This is a genomic window from Legionella qingyii (genome assembly GCF_003990155.1).
Lineage (GTDB): Bacteria > Pseudomonadota > Gammaproteobacteria > Legionellales > Legionellaceae > Legionella > Legionella qingyii.
The window spans coordinates 18,163-39,570 of sequence record NZ_RZGX01000021.1 but is presented as its reverse complement, the minus strand read 5'-3'; the positions used below and the strand labels follow the sequence as shown (position 1 = coordinate 39,570).

Genomic DNA, 21,408 nt, shown 5'->3' with positions numbered 1-21,408 from the left:
TTAATCTTTTATTTTTCCTGTACCAGGAAAAGGGCTAACTTTACTTCCATAGCCTGGATTATCTTTTACTTTGGCTGTCCCTTGTTTTGTAACTTCATCGATACGATAGATTGAATGCATCGGAATAAATGTCCGCTTTACACCATTAAATTCAATCTTTAACCGCTCTTCAGAAGGGTCAACAACTAATGCTGTTTGTTCACCAAACACCAATTCTTCGACCTCGAGAAACCCAAACATCTCACTTTCTTTAATGGAACGTGCATAAATTTCATAAATTGCTTCTTGATTAGCAAAAGTGATTCTGAATATCGTTTTTTTATTCATAAGATTAACCTGTTTTTATGGCAAAGCAAATTATACAAAAACAAAGGCACTCTATTCAAATTAAATTAGCGTGCATCAATTATAACTCGCAAAAGAAAACATTACTCAAGAGCAATTTGGACGGGATAATAACATTTGATATGACTTTTAAATGAAAAGATCAATAATCTATATTATTTTTATTTATCAAGGGGATAAATACTGGAGGTCTGAGAAGAAAAAATAACTGGCTGCAATGGAGCCTGGTAATCTTTCATTGGTAATTGCGCGGGATTTACCTGTAATACAGGTTCTATAACCTGATACTTTTGAGCAACATAACAGTAAAAACCAGAAGGTAAAGGCCAAAGCATTTTGCCTATTTCATCCAAAAAAGTAAATTTTTTAATTAATGAGGCGTTATTAACCGGAGGAATATAGCAAAAGTTGCTTAGAGAATGCTGTCTATAACCTCTTTGCAAAAAAATCCGATTTAGGTTAAACGGCGTTCGCATTTTAACTTTTTGATCACTGTAGCAGTGCAGAAACCCGGATTTCATTGCCCCACCCCAAAGACTCCAAGGATTAATGCTTAATAAAATAACAAACCCCATTGGATTAAGAACGCGATCAATTTCATCAATCAAGCTAAAACTATTGGCAAAAGGTTCAAGAGTGAGTGGTACAATTATACAATCAACACTATTACGATCTAGTGGAAGCTGATGTAAGGCACATTCAATCTGAACTTTATTTGCTATATAAAAAGGAGACGCAATCCACTTATTGATATAATTAAATTTTTTTAGCCATATATTATCGCCGCAATTCCCCAATTGCAGTAATGTATTGCCATGTGAATAGTCACTTTCATGTTCAAGATTTACTAAAAATTCATGAGCAGCAAAAAGCCCAAGAGGCGATTGAAACCATTTATTCAGGGCGCGATATTGTTTAATTTGCCGTTCGATCAACAAAATAATACCTTTTAAAATAGTTAATCCTGAATTAAACTACAATACAACGAGTTTCATATACATACAATCCATTTTTTGATTTTAAATAGTGTCTAGGTGACTTAGTAGAACCCATGAATTCTGGACGAATCAACCATTTGACGATTGTTATGACATTACTCCTCGCTTCGGACTGAATTCGAACAACACGAACATTAATGGAACACGTGAATTTATTAAATTGATTAACTATATTTAATATTATAATAAATACTTACTGGAACTTATGTTAGGAAGCGATGAATTTAAATTATATGGAATAGGACAATTGTTTGTCCTTGAAAAGCTTTTGGATAAACCACAAGCTATAGAGTTCTGTAAACATGCCGCTGCAGAAAAAATCTCTTTAGTTCAATACCTTGTTAAAAATAACATTTTATCAGCCACACAAATCGCACTCACAGCATCCCATAATTTTGGTGCTCCTATGCTGGATTTGGACTGCATTGACATCGATTCCATTCCTACGAATCTGGTAAATGAAAAATTAATTCGTCGACATTCAATGGTTCCTCTATTCCGTCGAGGAAATAACTTATATCTTGCAACAGAGGATCCCAGCAAACAAGTTTCTTTAAAGGAGATCCAATTCCATACGGGACTTAATATACATGCAATTATCGTTGAAGCAGATAAGCTGAGTGCATTAATTGATCATTTACTCACCGTAAAAGAAACTGAAGGTTTATCCGAATTTGTTGGAGATACTGCTGAGTTCGATGGAATAATTATTAATGAGGAAGAAGAAGAGCGTGATACAACTGTTGTCACTTCGATAACAGAAGATGCTCCTATAGTTAAATTCGTTAATAAAATACTTCTTGATGCCATCAAACAAGGAGCATCTGATATCCACTTTGAACCCTATGAAAAAGAGTATCGCATACGCTATCGTCAAGATGGTATTTTACACGAAATTGCAACTCCTCCTGGAACTTTAGCTACGCGAATTACTGCACGCATAAAAATCATGTCCAGTTTGGATATTTCCGAGAGACGAATTCCTCAAGATGGTGGTTTTAAAATGAAAATATCCAAAACCAGATCCATTGATTTTCGTGTAAGCACCTGCCCTACTACCGCAGGTGAAAAAGTTGTTATGAGGATCTTGGACCCCGGTTCTGCAAAATTAGGTATCGAAGCGTTAGGTTTTAGCCCTATCCAAAAAGAATATTTTAAACATTCAATTGAACGACCTCAAGGGATGATCCTGGTAACAGGACCAACAGGAAGTGGTAAAACGGTAACATTATATACCGCATTAAATATTCTTAATACTAAAGAAGTCAATATTTCCACTGCCGAAGATCCCGTGGAAATAAAAGTAACAGGAATTAATCAGGTTAATATAAACCCTAAAGCAGGGTTAACATTTTCTAATGCGTTACGTTCTTTTTTACGCCAAGACCCTGATATCATCATGGTAGGCGAGATACGTGATTTGGAAACGGCTGAAATAGCAGTTAAAGCTGCTCAAACAGGACATTTAGTGCTCTCAACATTGCATACGAATAGTGCAGCTGAAACATTAAATCGTTTAGTTAATATGGGTATTGCAACATTTAATGTAGCGAGCTCCGTAACACTGATTATTGCTCAGCGTTTAGCTCGAAAGTTATGTGAACATTGTAAAGTCTTAAGAGATGACTTCAACAAACCAGGGTTATTAGAGTTAGGTTTTACCGAAGCTGATATAGAGGGAATTAAGTTATACAAAGCGGGGGGATGCGCAAGGTGTACCAGCGGATATCGAGGAAGAATAGGATTATTTGAAGTATTGCCTATGACTAAGAAACTAGGCCAGATCATCATGGCAGGAGGAAACTCCTTGGAAATATTAAAGATTGCTCAGGAAGAAGGGATGATTACTATTTATCAATCCGGACTTGAAAAGATAAAGCAAGGTATTACAACTATTGAGGAAGTCAATCGGGTAACCGTTGATTAACTATGCAAAAATGAAAAAAAATGCCAATACCACCTTAACTTTTCATTACACTGGCGTTAATAAAGCAGCTCAAAAAATAAATGGAGATATTGAGGCTCGAAGTCTTGCTTTAGCCAAAGTGGAGTTACGAAAGCAAGGAATTGTTGTTAATAAAATTGCTAAAAAACGCGCGCCTCTATTCAGTCTAAAAAGCAAAAAAATAAAATCAGCGGATATAACCGTATTTAGCCGCCAATTAGCGACAATGATTGAATCAGGGATCCCTTTAGTACAATCTTTTGATATTGTTGCAAAAGGACAATCCAATAAGCGATTCAAAGAATTAATTGAAACAATTAAGCGAGATGTTGAAACAGGTTTAACGCTCTCAGAATCATTGAAAAAATTCCCAGCGCATTTTAATGAATTATTTTGCAATTTGGTGGAGGCTGGTGAGAAATCGGGCTCCCTAGATATCATGCTGGATAAAGTTGCAACCTATAAGGAAAAAATTGAAACCATAAAGAAGAAAATTAAAAAGGCATTAACTTATCCCCTCGCCGTGTTAGTTGTTGCTTTTTTGGTTACGGCAGGCTTACTTATTTTCGTAGTACCTCAATTTGAAGCGTTATTCAAAGGTTTTGGTGCGGACTTGCCCGCAATGACCCAAGCTGTAGTGAGTATGTCCAAATTTTTTCAATCCTATTGGTATTTAATTTTTGGAATTTTGGGTGGTGGGATTTATGCATTTATCTATGCAGAAAAACACTCACCGCAATTTGCGCAAAATGTAGATAAAGCACTGCTAAAAATACCGGTAATTGGCCCTATTATTGAAAAAGCGGCGATTGCTCGTTTTGCAAGGACTCTATCAATTACCTTTGCTGCGGGCCTGCCTTTAGTTGAGGCACTTAAATCCGTAGCAGGAGCTACGGGGAATATTATTTTCGCCAAAGCCACCGATAATATTAGGGAAGAGGTATCCACCGGGCAGCAAATGAATAAAGCCATGGAAAACACTCAATTATTTCCTAATATGGTGATCCAAATGGTTGCAATTGGTGAGGAATCAGGAGCTCTAGAAAAAATGTTAAGTAAGGTGGCTGATTTTTATGAAGAAGATGTTGATAATGCAGTCGACTCACTGAGTAGTTTATTAGAACCTATTATTATGTGTGTTCTAGGTGTCTTGGTAGGTGGACTTGTTGTTGCAATGTATTTGCCCATCTTTAAACTTGGATCTGCGGTATAAAACATTTAATAATTATATCCTAATAGCTTATTTAGCCTGGGTGCAGCGAAGCGAATCCCCAGGAAATTTATGACCTAAAATCCAGGTTGCGCTTCGCTGCACCTAGATATTTTGGCAGGATCATTCAATGATATATGACCTTATTAGTAATCATACTTGGTTTATGTACCTTGTAATTGCTCTATTTTCGCTTGCAGTGGGTAGTTTGCTTAACGTGATTATTTATCGCTTGCCTATCATGTTAGAAAGAGAATGGAAACAACAATATAATGAACTGGTTGGTGGCAAAAATGAAGAAGAGCAACAACCAATTAATTTATTTTTGCCAAGATCTTTTTGTCCATCATGTAAAGCCATGGTTAAAGCTTGGCAAAATGTCCCGATTTTAAGCTATTTATTTCTACGTGGACGTTGTTACCAATGTAAAAGCCCTATTTCTATCCGCTATCCTTTGATTGAATTAGGCACCATGCTCCTTTCATTATATGCGAGTTGGCATTTTGGCTTTACCTTACAATTGATTTTTGTATTGATTGCTATTTGGATTTTAATTTGTTTATTTTTCATTGATTTGGACCATCAAATTTTACCTGACAGTCTTACCTTAAGTTTATTGTGGATAGGTCTTATTGCCAATACTGAAAATCTATTTACTTCATTACCTCAAGCAGTTCTTAGCGCTGCGGGAGCCTACATGGGATTATGGATATTTATCAAAATATTTTATTTATTTACTGGAAAAATAGGTATGGGTAATGGAGATTTTAAATTATTTGCTGCATTTGGAGCATGGTTTGGTTGGGTATTTTTACCGTTAATTCTCCTTCTTTCGTCAATTGGTGGTACAATCATTGGTTTATTGTATTTACGTTTACAAGGTAAAACCAAAGATACTGCGATCCCATTTGGTCCCTTTTTGTGTGTAAGCGGATTAATTTCTTTATTCTGGGGACAAAGTATAGTGAACTGGTACTTGCATCTTTGGATGTAGATGAATAATCAGGATTCATAAATGCCTTATCAAGTTATTTTATTTGATCTAGATGACACGCTAATTGATTTTACCTATTCCCAACGCATGGGATTGTTAAATATCTATAAACAATTTTACTCAAAAGTCGAATACACTCTTTTTGAGCGTCTATATAAAGAAATTAATACTAGTCTATGGAATCAAGTTGGGTCGGAAAAAAATGCACTCATGCCAAGCGATGTCAGGTTATTACGATTCGTACAGTTAAATCAAAAGCTCTTTTGCACTACTCCTGTTGAAGTGATTGCAGATGAATATGATATCAATCTTTGTGTTCACGCGCATTGGATACCTAACGTGAGAACGGCTATTCAATTCTTACATCAAAAAGGACATATTTTAGGTATTATTACTAATGGTTTCGTCGAGACACAAGAAGAAAAAAGGCAACGACTCCAGTTAAATAATTGGTTTGACTGTTATATTGTTTCTGATGAAGTTGGCGTAGCGAAACCTAACTTAGAAATTTTTAATATTGCCATACAAGAAATCACGAGGAAGCGCAAACAAGTGATTGAAAAAAACTCAATATTAATGGTGGGTGATTCGATTATTAGTGATGGTTATGGAGCAAAGAACTTTGGAATCGATTATTGTTTTATTAATAATCGATCGGTAAATCATGAATCTTCTGCCCCCCCTATTAGATACACCATTAGCTCTGTTGCTCATCTGCCAGCCTGCATAGGCTATGAAACTGAATATATGAATTTTTTAGAATCGCGCAGAACTAGTGATCAGGTACTCATTTAATTGCACCAATACTGAAAATGATGTTTCTTGAATAAAAGAAAATAAACATTAATATCAACATTTACAATCAGAATACAATTAGCAGAAAATAAATTATTTCTATCTTGACTCAGACTCAAGCTAAAGGATTGATATGGATATTAATTTAACAGTTTTTGCTGCACCAATATTTCTAATTTTAATTGGAATTGAATGGAGCATATCCTTTTATAAAAAATCAGATGTATATCAATTCAATGATTCTATTAATAATTTGAGCACTGGCATACTCGAGGAAATTGGGGCACTACCAGTAAGAGGTTTAATAATTTTTGGTTATTATTATATATATGAGCATTTTGCCTTGTTTAATATTAATCCTCATCTTCTTATTTCCTGGCTCATGCTCTGGCTTGGTGTTGATTTTTGTTATTACTGGTACCATCGAGCAAGCCATCGATGTAATTTCCTTTGGATAGGACACTCGGTTCATCATCAAAGTGAAAATTATAATTTATCAGTTGCTCTAAGACAGGGTTATTTTCAAACGTTAACATCTTGGATTTTTTATCTGCCTCTGGCTTTATTAGGCTTTCCAACTTGGATGTTTGTTCTAGTCGCTTCAAGCAATACTATTTATCAATTTTGGATTCATACTCAATTGATTAACCGAATGGGATGGTTTGAACAAATTTTTAATACACCTTCTCATCATAGAGTACATCATGGCATAAACCCGCAATATATAGACAAAAACTTCGCAGGAAGTTTAATTATATGGGACAAACTTTTTGGAACATTTGAGCCAGAAAATACATCTGCAGAATATGGGGTAACTGAGCCGCTTGATTCATGGAATCCTTTTTATGCCAATGTTAAAGTTATTAAAGATGTATTGTATTATGGAAAAAATCTGAAAAATAAGCTGGACATCATTCAAGCATTTTTTATGCCTCCAGAATGGGTAATTCATCGTTTACAGCAGCAGAATCAATACATTTCCAAAAGAATGGTCAATCAGAATAATAGCGAGTCTCCTAAATTATATATGTTATTAAACATAGGAATAGCAATAGCTCTATACGCATATCTTTCATTTATATTCACTTTGAGCTCACTGAGCTCATGGCTTATTGGAGCATTTATTTTATTCACCCTTTATACACTTGGCTCAATTGCCAATGGCAAACAAAAAGTCCTTTTTTTTGAAATAATACGATCCATTTTAGTTTTATTTATTCTTATTCTATTAAAAAGTAGCCTGTTTATATCTTTATGTTTATCTCTATTGTTTTTACTTATAAATCTTTACATATTCCGTTGTCGGTTTTTCAAAAAACAACCATCTATATCCTCAATTTCAGCATAAAATCAGTGTTATCTTAGTCGAGTTAGCCCGATTTAAGTTTTATATACTATACTAAAAACAGTTAATAAAATTATTTAGCGTTCATGCCCTGCGATCATTTCGTTGTTGGACGTAGAGTGAATATGAACCATTTTCTATCTCGAAAAGTACTTTGTTTACGAAGCAAAAAACGATAGCAACTATTATTTTGGGAGACCTTTATGAGAGTTGGCGAATACTGTAACCGGGATGTAGTTGTCATCAATGATTATGAATCAGTAAAAAATGCTGCGGATCTCATGCGTTCCCATCATGTTGGAGACTTAGTTTTGCTTGAGGAACAAGAAAATAAAAAGGTGCCAATAGGTATTGTTACCGATCGTGATTTAGTCGTCGAGGTTATGGCGGCAGGTGTTAAACCTGACTCATTGTTAGTCCGAGATATTCTCACCGAACCCTTTAGTTGCGTCTTTGAAAATGACAGCCTTTTTGATGCGCTTGAAATGATGCATTCAAAAAAAATACGCCGTTTGCCGGTTGTCAATCATGACAAAATGCTTATAGGTATAATTACTCTTGATGATTTCATTGAAATTCTAGCTGAGACAATGGTCAAAATGGTTGATGTAATCAAATTTCAACAAAAAAAAGAAGCAAAACAAAGAACATAGCTTTAAATAATCGTTATTGATGTATGAGATATAAGGAGCAAACAATGAACAATTCAGCATATTTTCCTATACAAATAATATTCAATAATCTACGGTACTCAAAAGCTATTGAGAGTAATGTACGCAAGCATGCTGAAAAATTAGGGAAGTACTTTGACGGTATTATTAGTTGTAGCGTAAGCATTGAAACGCATCGACATCACAATAAAGGCAGAATTTTTCATGTACGTATTGATCTTGTTGTTCCAAATGCAGAACTCGTAGTGAACCGAGATCTTGCAGAAAATCATGCTTATGAAGACGTTTATGTAGCAATAAGAGATAAGTTTCTTGCTATGACACGGCAACTAAAAAAATACGTTCATAAACAACGTGGTGAAATAAAACATCACGAACTTCCACCCATAGGGCTCGTTCGTGAAATAGCGCCTCTGGCTGATTATGGTTTTATTGAAACAATTGATGGTAGAAGACTTCGTTTTACCAGTAAAAGTGTAATCGATTATGATTTCAATAAATTAGAAGTAGGAAAAAGAGTTAGTTTTGTTGAGGCAAGAAGTAATGACGGTCCAGCAGCAAGTACTGTATATGTGAAATAAAGCAATTACTGATGAAAAAGACAAGTTGTCTTTTTCATCAGTAAACCAATCGAGTATACCTTACACGTTCTTAACCAAGGACGACCATTTGAACACTCTGCTTCTCTTGCTCGGTATCATCGGCCAGAACAACTGCCCTATTTCTCAAGTCTGATTAATGCCATTCAGTAGCATTAATAAATCACTACCACACTATATGGTTTAATTTTAGACATTGTTTGCGGGGTGTATATTATACTTATAATAAAGTTTTGGCTGTAATCCAGGAAACTTGTGCCAGAAACCAGAAAGACTTCACTACATATTTAAAATGCGCACATTTATACATATACTTTTGTATCAGATGAGAAACAGCACGGAAAAATACTATGTCATTCATAACGAAATCGTTCGCTTAAAAAAATATTTCTCTGAGGCAGAAATTGCAGAATTAATTGCTTTTTGCAGTTTCATTTCTGCTGCGCAGAAATTTGGTGCGGCCTTGGGTCTTGAGGCTAGAGAAAATTATACGGAAAAGTCCTGATATACATATTCTTAATCAGGTCTACTGTTAGACCATATTATTCTTAGAGTTCATCAATTATTTTTTATCTGCATAGACTCGTTTCCTATACGATCATAATGATAATATATCGTTTTTTTAAACCGTATTTTAAGTTCAACTTATGGATAAAATTGCTGCTATCTATGTAACTAAACCAGAATTTCTAACATTACTATCTCAAGAATTAGGTGAAGTTTCACACATTATAGAAGATTTGGTTTTTTCCCCTCATAAAAAACTAGATGTATGCTTTGCTCAAGATATTTGGTTAGAACCTCAAAAAGTAACTTTTCAATCAATTTCAGAAGCCGTACGAATTCTTCGCCAAGCCGGAAAATTTTGGTATTTGCACCCTATTTCTAACATCAGACGCTCTCGACTAATCGAAGAACAATTACGTCAGGTTCCACCGCTCATGCGTCATTTTCCTATTGAATCTGAAATTCCCTCAATAGGAGCATTTAGCTTATTAGATAAAAATACGTTGATTTATAGCGCAAAACGCAAAAAAAATGGCCGCATGGAATATGCAATTTTATTGAAGATAAAATAAATCCCCCTAATCGAGCCTACTTGAAACTGTGGGAAGCACTTACTCTGTTAGGGAAGTATCCCAAACCGGGTGATGAAGCACTGGACTTAGGGGCTTCTCCTGGAGGATGGACTTATGTCATGCAATCGCTGGGGGCATCAGTAACTGCGGTTGATAAAGCTTTATTAGACCCTAAAATTGCCAAACTACCACGCATTAACTACTTGCAACAAAGCGCCTTCGCTATAGACCCGATGCAGTTGGAACACAGTTATGATTGGGTTTTATCGGATGTCGCCTGTTATCCTGAGCGAGCTTATGCGCTCATCATGAAATGGATAGATTCTGGAAAAGCAAAACAACTCATTTTTACCATAAAATTACAAGGCAAAATTGAGTTAGCGACAATAAAACAATTTCAAAAAATACCTAATTCTTTGCTTACCAATATGTTTTATAACAAGCATGAAGCAACATTTTTTTATCCTTTATAAATAACTATATATATTTATAAAAGTTAATATTTTTTAATAAATTAGGACTAGACTATACATATAAGGCTTTAATATTTAAAGAAGTTGCTCATGAGGTTTCCAAACTAAACCTGATAATTCAGCCATAAGTTCTGAGAGAAGCTTAGATTGTTCATAACTATCTTTCTTCTAAACATCATTCTCCTATAAGAATAATTAATTATAAAAAAATTAAAAATTAAAAAAAATTTGCTAATCTTTCTGATTAAACCTATAAATAGGTGACTTTCATTTCAACCGATTGATTTCAGGAAATAAATCATGGATCTAAAACTTAAAGGTAAAACAGCATTAGTAACAGGTTCCACAGCCGGAATAGGTTTTGCAATCGCGCAAATATTAGCTGAGGAAGGCGCAACAGTTGTTATTAATGGCCGAACCAAGGATAGAGTAAATGAGGCAATGCAACAAATAAAAGCACACAATCCCGAAGCCAATTTGATTGCAGGACCGGCTGATTTAAGTAAAAAAAGTGAAACAGAAGCATTAATGAAGCAAATACCCACAGTAGATATTCTTGTCAATAATGCCGGCATTTACAACACCAAGCCCTTTATTGATATTTCAGATGAGGAATGGCTGCATATGTTTGAGGTCAATGTAATGAGTGGTGTTCGCTTAAGTCGTCATTATATAACCCCTATGCTAAAGCAAAACTGGGGTAGAATTATATTTATTTCAAGTGAATCAGCGGTACAAATTCCTAAAGAGATGGTGCATTATGGGATGAGTAAAACGGCACAGCTTGCCATTGCGCGAGGTATGGCGGAGACAACAAAAGGAACTAATGTCACCGTCAATTCAGTTCTCCCCGGCCCTACTAGCAGTGAAGGTATTAGCCAATTTGTAAGCGATCTTGGAAAACAACAAAATAAATCAACACAACAAATTGAGAAAGAAATTTTTGAGGATTTAAGACCAACCTCGCTAATCAAACGATTTTCTACCCCTGAAGAAATTGCCAATATGGTTGTATTCTTATGCAGTCCATTATCTTCTGCTACCAATGGAGCGAGTATTCGTGTAGATGGCGGGATTATTCGGACAATTGCATAGTATCAATTAAGTAATGCCTTATGCAGTGAAATAGAACCATGATATTTTTCCGGTTATTTTTTCACTGCATCAAGACGATAAACGAATTATTTACATCATGAACCTTAGTTTTAAAAGGATTTAACCCCAATATAAATTGCGCATTGCTCTTGCCCCATATACACCTCAAAATCGGTCTCATACGCTCTGATAACATTGGATTGAGTTTCAAAATAAAGCCAAATTGCTTGCCAGGTTTCGATTATTGCTTTAGGCATAGGACCTGAATTTTTAAAAACAAGATAATTCCCTTTTTTTACATTGACGGTACAAAAATGATTTATTATTGCCAAATCATCAAGTTCGATTCCAGCAGTAACAGTATAAAGACCATTACTATCTGATTCATAATCAGAATATACTCCATAAATCAGTGAATTAGATTTTTTTGCAGGTATTTGTAACGCATAAAATCGTTGCCAAAGCTCTGGAATTTTTGCTGTTTGAGGATTAAATTCATTGGAATTGTAGGTTCGTTCACTCAATCCCATTACGGTAAAAGATTCGATTTGAATAAGTTGAGGCGTATTATGTATCATAATGAGTTATCCCTTAAGTTTATGACCATTGAGCATGCATTGCAGCGGCAATAATTGACTTATCATGTTCACTAATTGGAATTAATCCATACCGCAACTGATAACCCCAATTTTTATTATTTTTCGTAAAATCAAGATCATGAAGTAAAGCAGCAATAGGTATTTCAAGCGCCCTTGCCCATTGTACATTTCTTCGAAAAGGATGAAAGTCTTTATTCATTTCAACTTGATAGGGTTCCCCAGAATTTACAATTCCTATTGCTGTAAATGAGCACAATCTGTCTTTACCATGAAAACTGATTGTTGGAGAGTAATAGATAACAAAGTCATTTGGATGTATCCGCTCTAAAGGAGCACGTTTGCCATGACAAACTTGCATAATTCCTATTTGTTTACCCAAACGAACATGTTCTGCACAAGCAACTGCCAGCCAATTTTTACTCATGATCCATTACCAATTCATTAGAGAAGTTACAAGTGTAATCGAATATAGTGACAGTTTTTGTCAGTAGAAAACTGATATTTACTGAGACTTATTCACAGCAAGAGTTGCCTTCCATTGTTTCAAAAGAGATTGGCGACGTTCAGGATAACTTGTTTCTGTAAGATTTAATTCAATAATACGATCTGTTCGAAAATGTCGAAAATCTTGTCTTAGTTCGCACCATGCAATAAGAATACGGACTTGGTCAAAAAAACCCAGTGCTAATGGCCAAATAATCCGCTCCGAAGCATTTTCATTTACATCTTGGTAGATAAGTTGTAGTTTTTTTTCCAATCGTATTGCTTTTCTAATTTGAATTAAATCAGAGTCCTTACTTTCGGTGACCTTTCCAGGAGCAATAAGAAGTCCAGAAATGTCTAATTGTTCACGTAATTCATTGGGAAGAACCGCTGCAATTTTAGCCAATGCATTTTGTGCAGCAGATTTAAGTTGAGTATCTGTTCGATCCGCGACCCAGCGTGATCCAAGAACTATAGCTTCAATTTCATCGGTAGTAAACATGAGCGGAGGAAGGGTAAATCCTGGTCGCAAGAGATACCCCATACCCGCCTCCCCTTCAATTGGGGCTCCCTGTCCTTTCAACATCGAAATATCGCGATACAAAGTACGGAGACTAATTCCTAACTCCTGGGCAAGCGATACTCCGCTTACTGGAAAACGGTGCCGTCTTAATATCTGAATTAAGTCCAATAGTCGTTGAGTTCGTGACATTTTATAAAAAGCACCTTAAAAATTTAGTGTTATCTTATTCAAGATTAATTTTAAATGCCAATTTTTTATCTGTTTCTCTGCTGATATAAACCATTTTCAAAATGGAAGTTAAATAACCATTTTGACTCATTAATAATTTCTTAATACTTTTTTGATACAATCCACCAAGGCGTGCATTTTTTAAACAGCCTTGAGAGGTGAAAGATGGGTAAAAGCTCCATTCCCAAAGACATAAGACAAAACGAGATAAACTCTATTTGTTCGTTACTAAATCATAATTTAATCCGTACCACCCAGGATTTAATAACTAATTTTGATAAGCTTATTAAACAAATTCACCAAAATACGCACATTTTTAAAGAAACATACACACCAGAACAATGCATTCAAATACTCAAAAAAGCAATCACAACTTACAATAACGTATATGCTTATAAAATCACCCTAAAAGATGAGCTTATAGATAACTTTGTTAGTAGCGAAAGAAAAAGAAACACAGTTAATACAACCCAACCAACCGCTGTTGACACATCAGCTGAAGATGATTTAACCAAAGTAACAAAAGGTTATGATCGCCTTGAAATGGCTCAAGAAAATGTACAGCAAATCAATAGTAATATTTTACGGGTGCTAAAAAATAAAGAATTTGCAGTGGTTCCACAAGTAATTATTGGCTCAGGTGATACTGGAACTACACTTTGGCTGGAACAATATAAAGCACATCATGGAACCAGCCAAGCACTCTTAGCTAATGGAGAGCTTCCTCCAATTTTAATGATCGGTGAAGATCCAGGCAATTGGAAGCATGATTACACACTTGCTCAACCACACAGCATTCTTGAACGAACAGCATGTAAAGAAAACCCATCCATATATTTGCCTACAGGTTATTATCAAAAAAATCCTCATGCTAATGGCCGACATGTCTACCAGGCAAATCAGGTGAATCTTGGTTTTACTGAAGCTCCTTTATTACGAGCCACAGTATTAAGAGTTGAAAAAAGAAGTAACCATTTATGCGATTGGCAATCTCCAGACCAGGAATATCGCTTGGTTGTGAGTACACCTGATGGAGCAAAAAATATCTATGCAAACGAACTAAGCATTTGTACAGGTCTTGGGCCTGCACGAAATATCATTTCAGGATCATTACTCTCATCTTCTGAATTTAATTGCTTAAACAAACTGGATCCTCAGAAAGGATTCACACCGATTGTGGATGGTAATCAATTTATTTTAACGGATACAGAAGAACATGGTAAGGCACCAAGAAAAATTGTGATCTATGGAGGTGGGGGAACTGCTGCGGCATGTTATAGAAAAGGTTTTTTTGGTCATGATAAACGAACTGAAGATATGGAGTTTAATAAAGCAAATCAACAAAACTCTGTTATCTGGATAGCAAAGCAATTTGATAAAGCCGGTACGGGCAAACTTGCTACGACTGCATTATCCACTGCGCAGTTACGTGGAGAATTAATGCTGGCCAAATTAATAAAAATTGAACATCAAAGCAATGGAAAGTTATTATTAACATTTATAACCGATAGTTCCATTGCTAAAAATGCCAAGAATAAAACAAAAGCATTATCTATTGAATGTGATCAATTAATTTACTCTGTCGGACAAGATGACAATCTTATGAGAGGCATTTGCAAGGAAATCGAAGCCGATCTGTCACTTGTTTATGATAAAAATGGTATGGTACTTAATGTATGTTCTCCTGATAAAAAAGTAATTTTCTTCGGTGCAGCTGCCATGGCAGTTCGAGAAAAGGAGTATATGAATGCCACCTGGAAATGGCTCCAATCAGAAAACATTGGAGGTGATGTAGGTCCTGGATCAATGCCTCCTTCCAGAGCACAAATCAAGTGTTATAATTTTTGGCGTGGTCTTACTCCAACCAGCATCAATGCAAACATGGATAGCCAATATTTAATCGTTAAATACTTGGAAAAAGTGGGTGTTGAAGAGAAAGTGGCTGCTGGTTTTGTAGAGGACTTGTTAAATGCTAGAAAAGCAAGTACTTGTGGTGCATCACATTCAATGATTCAAACTCTTTTACAGAAACATAAACTGGATCAAATCATTGAAATTAAAGGACATGGACATCTAGTATTGAAAACAGAGAATCAAGCTGTTTCTACTAAATCCAAACAACAACTCTTATCCTGGCTTGGCCCACAAAGAACAACCAAAGATGCGGATATCTTTGTTTCATCTGTCCATGCTGATAAAAAATCTAAGGATACTATAGAAAAAGAGGAACAGGGTGTACAATTAATTGCTGAGATAAGAACATAATTCGCTCATGTTCTTCATTTTGTAGGGAAAATATTAATATTTTGTGTGTTCCTCAAACAATTCGATTTGGAATCAAATATGCAATTAGCTAAATTTCTTGAGTTAAATGCTCAAGAAAAATACCAGCAAATGAAGTTACTAAGTTTAAAAAAACGATTAGATCCTGATTTTTTTAGTCAAATCATTGAAAATTCAGATCATGAGGTGTTATTCAAGCTTGCTATGAATAACACCGAAATTGATGCGATATGTAAAGCCCCAGAATTTAAATGGTATTGGGAGGAAATATGGCGCCTATGTGGTGTTAATCCAAAAGAAAATGCCGCATTAAATCATGAACCAGTACATGAATATCAACCCATGCCTACTGTTTCCTCATGCTTTGAACTGCTAAAAGGACTTTATCTTTATGAAAATTATAGAAAATTTTTTAAAGACATGGAGCACACACAGAAATGTTATGATGATGCGGAAGAGTTTTTAGCGGCCTCAGGCAGCTATGGATGTTTTTTTGCCTTGAATGCGTTATGCACAGGTGGATTAAATTTATTGCACCATGAATTTGATGAGCAGATTGCACAAAAAATAATTATTTACGCACAAATCGCCGCAAAATATTATTTATCACCAGGCTATTTATTATTGGCTAATGTTTATCAAGAGTTACTTAAATATCAAAATGAAACTAATTTAGTTGGACGAAATTTATCTCTTCAAGCATTTCAAGCAATGAGTGTTGCAAAAAGATTAGAGCCATACTCAGCTCCGATGCTCAATAATGCGTATCAAGGAAAAACATTAGAAGAAGCAAGTAATGGACAAATTACTAGTTTTTCCCAAGCCCTATTCAGGTTACAGCAACATTTGAACCTATCTCCTTTAGAAATCGAAATCGCTACAAATGCGGCAATCACTGAGGCTGCGGCAATTAAAAAAATCTATAAACTTGAAGAATCATTTATTCATACTCGATTAGATGAAGAGCCTACTAGTACAAAACCAGGAATTTTATAATGATAAAGACTCAAATATACCTTAATTATCGATCATTTCTTTCTATATAATATTTAACTTAGACTTTGTGCCAATCCAAAGCCCCCACTGTTTTCCATTTGATGTAAATGATATTGTATCACGTCTAAATCTATAGGATAAAAGCAACTGCATTAAAGGATGGCAAGATGGGGTTTCGTAATTCACAACTTAAAAAATATCATGTTTTTAAATACCTGATTCCATTTTTGCTCGCGTTTCCTGCATGTGCAGCACAAAAGACTATTGATTTAGAAATTAGTTATAAAACTGTATACTTTGACAATAAACCAGCCAAAGCTATTGCTGTAAATAATCAAATTCCAGCCCCTACTTTACGTTTTAAAGAAGGCGATCAAGTGACTATTAATGTTTACAATCATCTGGATAAAGGAACAGCCCTGCATTGGCATGGTGTTTTGGTACCTTGGCAAATGGATGGGGTGGAAGGAGTTGCACAAACTGAAATTCCTCCGGGCGGGGTCTTCCACTATCAATTCACTTTGAAGCAGTCTGGTACTTATTGGTACCATGCACATGCCGGTTTGGAAGAGCAACAGGGTTTATATGGCGCTTTTTTGATTGAACCAAAAAAATCGCCCCGTTATACCTATACTAAAGATTACGTGATCGTTTTATCGGATTGGATTAATACCAAACCAGACCGAGTTTTAGCTAATCTTAAAAAATCTGGTGATTATTATTCACCTCGCTTTCCGCTACAACCATCACTTGCAAAATTTATTTATGATTATCGTAAAGCATCTAAAAGTGAACGACAAAGTCTCCTTGCCGATTATAAAAGCATGCAGCAAATGCGCATGAGCATATATGATATTAGTGATGTTGCCTTCGATGCTTTTTTAATGAATGGACATCCTAATTCCACCCCATGGACTGCCCCCATTAAAGTGGGTGATATCGTTAGACTGAGATTTATTGATGCTGGAAGTAGCACAATATTCCGTATCAAAATACCTGGCTCTATCATGAAAGTCGTACAAGCAGATGGAAACGATGTAAAACCTTATTCGACTAAAGAATTAACAATTTCTCCTGCTGAAACCTATGATGTTTTAGTAAAAATAGAAAAAAATAAACCCTATATCATTTATGCCGGATCAAAAGACACTGTAGGAAATGCATACGGCGCTTTAAAAACCACACCAAATCAAACTGTTGATTTCAGTCATGTCAAACAGTTTCCGGAGCCCATCCCTGTCAGTAGAGAAATGATGAATATTATGATGGGTGGCATGTATCATGGTGCCCTACCTATGAGCCAACAAAAGCAAACCACAGCAAAGTCTTCAATGAAACAAATGCACTCTATGAACATGGATCATAGTATGCATTTGGGGCATTCCATGAATATGAAAATGCCCACGGAACCAACCCGTTTTAGGGATACAATCTCATCTTCTGACTCATCCTTTATGACGTCATTGGAAACAAAATATCGTGATTTAACTGCAGCAGTTCCGACCAATAATCCCAATAAACCCGTAGAAGGGATAATTAAATTGGAGTTATTTGGCTATATGGGACAATTTATCTGGTTCATCAATGGTGTACCTGGTTATAAGGCTAAACCGATTCCATTGAAACCTGGGAAACGTTATCGCTTTGTATTTACTAATACATCCATGATGCATCATCCAATGCATATTCATGGCCATTGGTTCATATTAAGAACTGGAAAGGATTCCTATGATCCTTTGAAACATACACTGGATATTCCACCAGGAGCCACAATAACTGCAGATGTAGATACTGATGCAAGCGGCCAATGGTTTTTCCATTGTCATATGCTTTATCATATGATGACGGGAATGAGCCGGGTCTTTCAATATACAACCATAGTCAACATCGCAGAAGGTAAAGCCAAACCGGAAGACATTGAGAAGGATACTGCTTATTATAACCGCCCCATCATCAGAGTCGATGAAGCAATTAGACCGATTAATTTACATTTGGTGAAGCATCCTATGGCTCATGGCGCAGGTTTTTGGTTTTCAACTTTTGTTGATGTGGGGGCGGATCCATTACATGACTCCCAACGTCTTACTTACAAGGGCTTGTATGGCCCTGATTATAATAAATTAGAATTATTTACCAATGATGCTGAGGTGTATAAAGGTGTAGTTGAAAATGCGGATATTGATATATTTTACTGGCATTTAATCAGTCAATTTTGGGCAGTTAAAGGTGGAGTGAACTATTTTAATCAACCTGCCACCAATCCTTATTGGCAAGCAGGCCTTGGCCTGGAAGGATTAATGCCATTTTTCATTGACACCGACCTAAGAACTTATTTTTATAATGGCAGCGTTAAATTTGATATTGAACTATCGCGGGATACGCAAATTACCAATAATTTTTTTATAAGAACGGGTGTTCGCAGTATTTTAGCAACTAAAACCGTGGTCAACGCTCAAATTGGCAGTGGTTTGAATCAGATGCGTTATACAATTAGGCCTTATTATCGCCTTTTACCCGGTCTAAGTTTGTTTGCTGAATATGAAAACGAACATGATTATGGTGCATTTAAAACAATTGAAGATACAAGTACGACACCAGACATTTCGAATACAGTTTCTTTAGGACTGACATTCCTGTTTTAGAAGAATTTAAAAATCTGATTGGTTGGATGCAGCATAACATAACCGAGGAGTACAGGATGTGAATATAACCGCCAGACCCGGGTTACATTTCCCTTCACCCAGCAACATATTATGATAGGGTTGTTCCATTATATCACCCAAGCTACACTACTAAAAAATTTGATTTATGGACAACTACATTGAGGAACATACCAAGGATACTGCTTGAAAAAATAAATAAGCCCTTTGATTTTATGGCGCAATTGTTGCTGTTACTTACTCTAATAATTGCTTTTGTCCCCTTTTCTCCCAAAATGCCAGCTCCAGGCATTGATCCTTCATGGGCACTTGGACTAAACCAAGCTGTCGCTCAAGGATTGGCTTTTGGCAAAGAAATAATATTTACTCTGGGCCCCTATTCATCTCTTTATACAAAGGCTTATCATCCAGCAACTGATCTTATGATGATTGCTGGATGTCTTTACTTGGCATTCACTTACTGGGGGTGTTTACTTTTTTTAATGAAAAAAAATAGATGGTATTGGACTCTAATTTATTGCGTGCCATTTTTAGGGATGATTTATTCAAGGGATTCTCTGTTTTTTTCTTATCCATTGCTTGCAGGATTGTGCAGCTTAAAAATCAACTCATTAGAACATAAGATTACAGGCAATTATCTTTTGTTGTTTGCTTTTTTTCTCTTCGCTCCATTGGGCTTATTGGCATTAATCAAAGGGTCAATGCTAATTATTTGTCTTCTTATGCTCCTTCTTTGTTTCATTTTTTTTCTCGCCAATAAAGAAAAAAATCTCGCATTGATTTGCCTTGTTTCTCCTTCAATATCAATCATTTTATTTTGGTTGGCAGCGGGACAATCTCTGCTCACCCTACCTGGTTACCTCACCAACTCACTTTTTATCGCTTCAGGATTTACTGAGGCAATGTCCTCTGATGGAAATATGAAAGAAGTCATTTTATATCTGCTTACCTGTTCATTAATTTTCTTAACCATTTTCTTGAACAAACAAATACCAGCTACTCTCAAAATATTTTTATTGGGCGTCTATTTTATTTTTTTATTTGTTTCGTTCAAAACCGGTTTTACACGTCATTTGGGTCATGCCTTTATACCTGGAACTTCTGTTTTGCTTGCAACACTATTTTTACCCTATATTATTAACTCCTGGACCAGCTATCTGCTCATTGTTGTTACATTAAATACTTGGTTCTCCATTAATAGTCAGTACACAAACATATCAATCCGGGATAACTTCATCTCTACTTACTCGTCAGCGTGGCATGGCTTCAAAAACAGAATACAGGATTCTTCCTGGCTCGAAAAAAACTATACGCTTACTATGAGCTTCATACGCGATCAAGCTGCTTTTCCGATTTTAAAAGGCACTACAGATATTTATTCTTACGATCAAGCCTACTTAATATCCTCTCACAATACTTGGGCACCACGTCCAATCTTTCAGAGCTACTCTGCTTTTAATCCAGGTTTAGCTGCGAATAATAGAAAACATCTTCAAGGAAAACATAAACCTGATAATATCATTTTTAAGATTGAACCAATTGATCAACGAGTCCCTTCTTTGGAGGATGGTGCAAGTTGGCCTTTACTACTGGCTAATTACCAACCTATTCATTCCACGAATAATTTTCTATTTCTCAAAAGGAAGAAACATGAACATCCAATAAACATCACTTTATTAAAAAGAGAGTCTCATTCTCTTGGTGAGCCAGTCGAAATACCAGAAACACAACTACTATTTGCTGAAATTGAGATAACCCCTACCATTTTGGGATCTTTAGCAACCATTGTCTTTAAACCACAGCAATTACACATTACTATGAATCTAAACAATGGTACGACAAAAAAGTATCATCTTGTTACAAACATGGCGAAGTCAACGTTCCTTCTTTCGCCTCTCATTGAAAGTACAGTTGAGTTCTCGTTACTTTATAAGAACAATCACGAATTAGACGCCAAAAAAGTAAAATCCTTAGTCATTACAACAAATCAGAGAAAAAATTGGCATTGGAACAACGAATATACTATAAATTTTAAACATGCGACTGATTAGCAAGATATTTTCATATCTGGAATGCTTAACCTTTCT

At 35.6% G+C, this 21,408-nt stretch carries 17 protein-coding genes and 1 pseudogene; 13 read left to right on the top strand and 5 right to left on the bottom strand.

Annotated elements, in window-relative coordinates; all coding sequences use genetic code 11:
• Together ELY20_RS14075 and ELY20_RS14070 are read right to left on the bottom strand one after the other, a co-directional pair.
• On the bottom strand, positions 1 to 327 hold the full coding sequence (locus ELY20_RS14075; RefSeq protein ID WP_058468897.1) for a DUF1820 family protein: 327 nt from the start codon (positions 325 to 327) through the stop codon (positions 1 to 3).
• A gap of 179 nt (positions 328 to 506) precedes the next feature.
• Positions 507 to 1,283: a methyltransferase domain-containing protein gene (locus ELY20_RS14070; RefSeq protein WP_110143412.1), complete on the bottom strand. Its 777-nt coding sequence runs from the start codon at positions 1,281 to 1,283 to the stop codon at positions 507 to 509.
• A 265-nt stretch (positions 1,284 to 1,548) separates the two neighbouring features.
• Here ELY20_RS14070 and pilB point away from each other — a divergent pair, with 265 nt between their 5' ends.
• The 9 genes and pseudogenes from pilB to ELY20_RS14020 all read left to right on the top strand — a co-directional run bounded on the left by pilB (position 1,549) and on the right by ELY20_RS14020 (position 11,549).
• Positions 1,549 to 3,270: a type IV-A pilus assembly ATPase PilB gene (gene pilB / locus ELY20_RS14065; RefSeq protein ID WP_110143413.1), complete on the top strand. Its 1,722-nt coding sequence runs from the start codon at positions 1,549 to 1,551 to the stop codon at positions 3,268 to 3,270.
• A gap of 10 nt (positions 3,271 to 3,280) precedes the next feature.
• On the top strand, positions 3,281 to 4,501 hold the full coding sequence (locus ELY20_RS14060) for a type II secretion system F family protein (protein ID WP_110143414.1): 1,221 nt from the start codon (positions 3,281 to 3,283) through the stop codon (positions 4,499 to 4,501).
• A 127-nt stretch (positions 4,502 to 4,628) separates the two neighbouring features.
• Positions 4,629 to 5,492 carry a prepilin peptidase gene (locus ELY20_RS14055; protein WP_110143415.1) on the top strand — a complete coding sequence of 288 codons (864 nt, stop codon included), beginning with the start codon at positions 4,629 to 4,631 and terminating at the stop codon, positions 5,490 to 5,492.
• A gap of 21 nt (positions 5,493 to 5,513) precedes the next feature.
• Positions 5,514 to 6,287, top strand: a complete 774-nt coding sequence (locus tag ELY20_RS14050) for an HAD family hydrolase (RefSeq protein WP_110143416.1) — start codon at positions 5,514 to 5,516, stop codon at positions 6,285 to 6,287.
• Positions 6,288 to 6,420: 133 nt separating this feature from the next.
• Positions 6,421 to 7,635, top strand: a complete 1,215-nt coding sequence (locus ELY20_RS14045) for a sterol desaturase family protein (protein WP_110143417.1) — start codon at positions 6,421 to 6,423, stop codon at positions 7,633 to 7,635.
• A gap of 200 nt (positions 7,636 to 7,835) precedes the next feature.
• Positions 7,836 to 8,285, top strand: a complete 450-nt coding sequence (locus tag ELY20_RS14040; protein ID WP_110143418.1) for a CBS domain-containing protein — start codon at positions 7,836 to 7,838, stop codon at positions 8,283 to 8,285.
• Between the two features lie 44 nt (positions 8,286 to 8,329).
• The gene (locus tag ELY20_RS14035) at positions 8,330 to 8,884 is read left to right on the top strand and encodes an HPF/RaiA family ribosome-associated protein (RefSeq protein ID WP_110143419.1); all 555 of its coding nucleotides are present in this window, start codon (positions 8,330 to 8,332) and stop codon (positions 8,882 to 8,884) included.
• A gap of 665 nt (positions 8,885 to 9,549) precedes the next feature.
• Positions 9,550 to 10,454, top strand: a pseudogene (locus ELY20_RS14025) (SAM-dependent methyltransferase).
• Positions 10,455 to 10,754: 300 nt separating this feature from the next.
• A complete protein-coding gene (locus ELY20_RS14020; RefSeq protein ID WP_110143421.1) occupies positions 10,755 to 11,549 on the top strand; it encodes an SDR family NAD(P)-dependent oxidoreductase in 795 nt (264 codons plus the stop codon).
• 110 nt (positions 11,550 to 11,659) lie between these two features.
• Here the strand turns inward: ELY20_RS14020 and ELY20_RS14015 are convergent, their stop codons facing one another.
• From ELY20_RS14015 to ELY20_RS14005, 3 genes are all read right to left on the bottom strand, one after another.
• Positions 11,660 to 12,127 (bottom strand): GyrI-like domain-containing protein, encoded by a 468-nt coding sequence (locus ELY20_RS14015; protein WP_110143422.1) that lies wholly within the window; start codon positions 12,125 to 12,127, stop codon positions 11,660 to 11,662.
• 19 nt (positions 12,128 to 12,146) lie between these two features.
• Entirely contained in the window at positions 12,147 to 12,572 is a 426-nt protein-coding gene (locus ELY20_RS14010; protein ID WP_110143423.1) for an EVE domain-containing protein, read from the bottom strand.
• A gap of 78 nt (positions 12,573 to 12,650) precedes the next feature.
• Complete coding sequence (locus ELY20_RS14005) at positions 12,651 to 13,343, bottom strand: helix-turn-helix transcriptional regulator (RefSeq protein ID WP_110143424.1); 693 nt, start codon at positions 13,341 to 13,343, stop codon at positions 12,651 to 12,653.
• Positions 13,344 to 13,547: 204 nt separating this feature from the next.
• Here ELY20_RS14005 and ELY20_RS14000 point away from each other — a divergent pair, with 204 nt between their 5' ends.
• The 4 genes from ELY20_RS14000 (at position 13,548) to ELY20_RS13985 (ending at position 21,372) form a co-directional block, all read left to right on the top strand.
• Entirely contained in the window at positions 13,548 to 15,647 is a 2,100-nt protein-coding gene (locus ELY20_RS14000; protein ID WP_110143425.1) for a hypothetical protein, read from the top strand.
• A 78-nt stretch (positions 15,648 to 15,725) separates the two neighbouring features.
• Positions 15,726 to 16,661: a DUF5630 domain-containing protein gene (locus ELY20_RS13995; protein WP_158618889.1), complete on the top strand. Its 936-nt coding sequence runs from the start codon at positions 15,726 to 15,728 to the stop codon at positions 16,659 to 16,661.
• A 167-nt stretch (positions 16,662 to 16,828) separates the two neighbouring features.
• Entirely contained in the window at positions 16,829 to 19,303 is a 2,475-nt protein-coding gene (locus ELY20_RS13990) for a multicopper oxidase domain-containing protein (RefSeq protein ID WP_110143426.1), read from the top strand.
• 233 nt (positions 19,304 to 19,536) lie between these two features.
• On the top strand, positions 19,537 to 21,372 hold the full coding sequence (locus ELY20_RS13985; RefSeq protein ID WP_233590601.1) for a hypothetical protein: 1,836 nt from the start codon (positions 19,537 to 19,539) through the stop codon (positions 21,370 to 21,372).
• Positions 21,373 to 21,408: the final 36 nt, after the last annotated feature.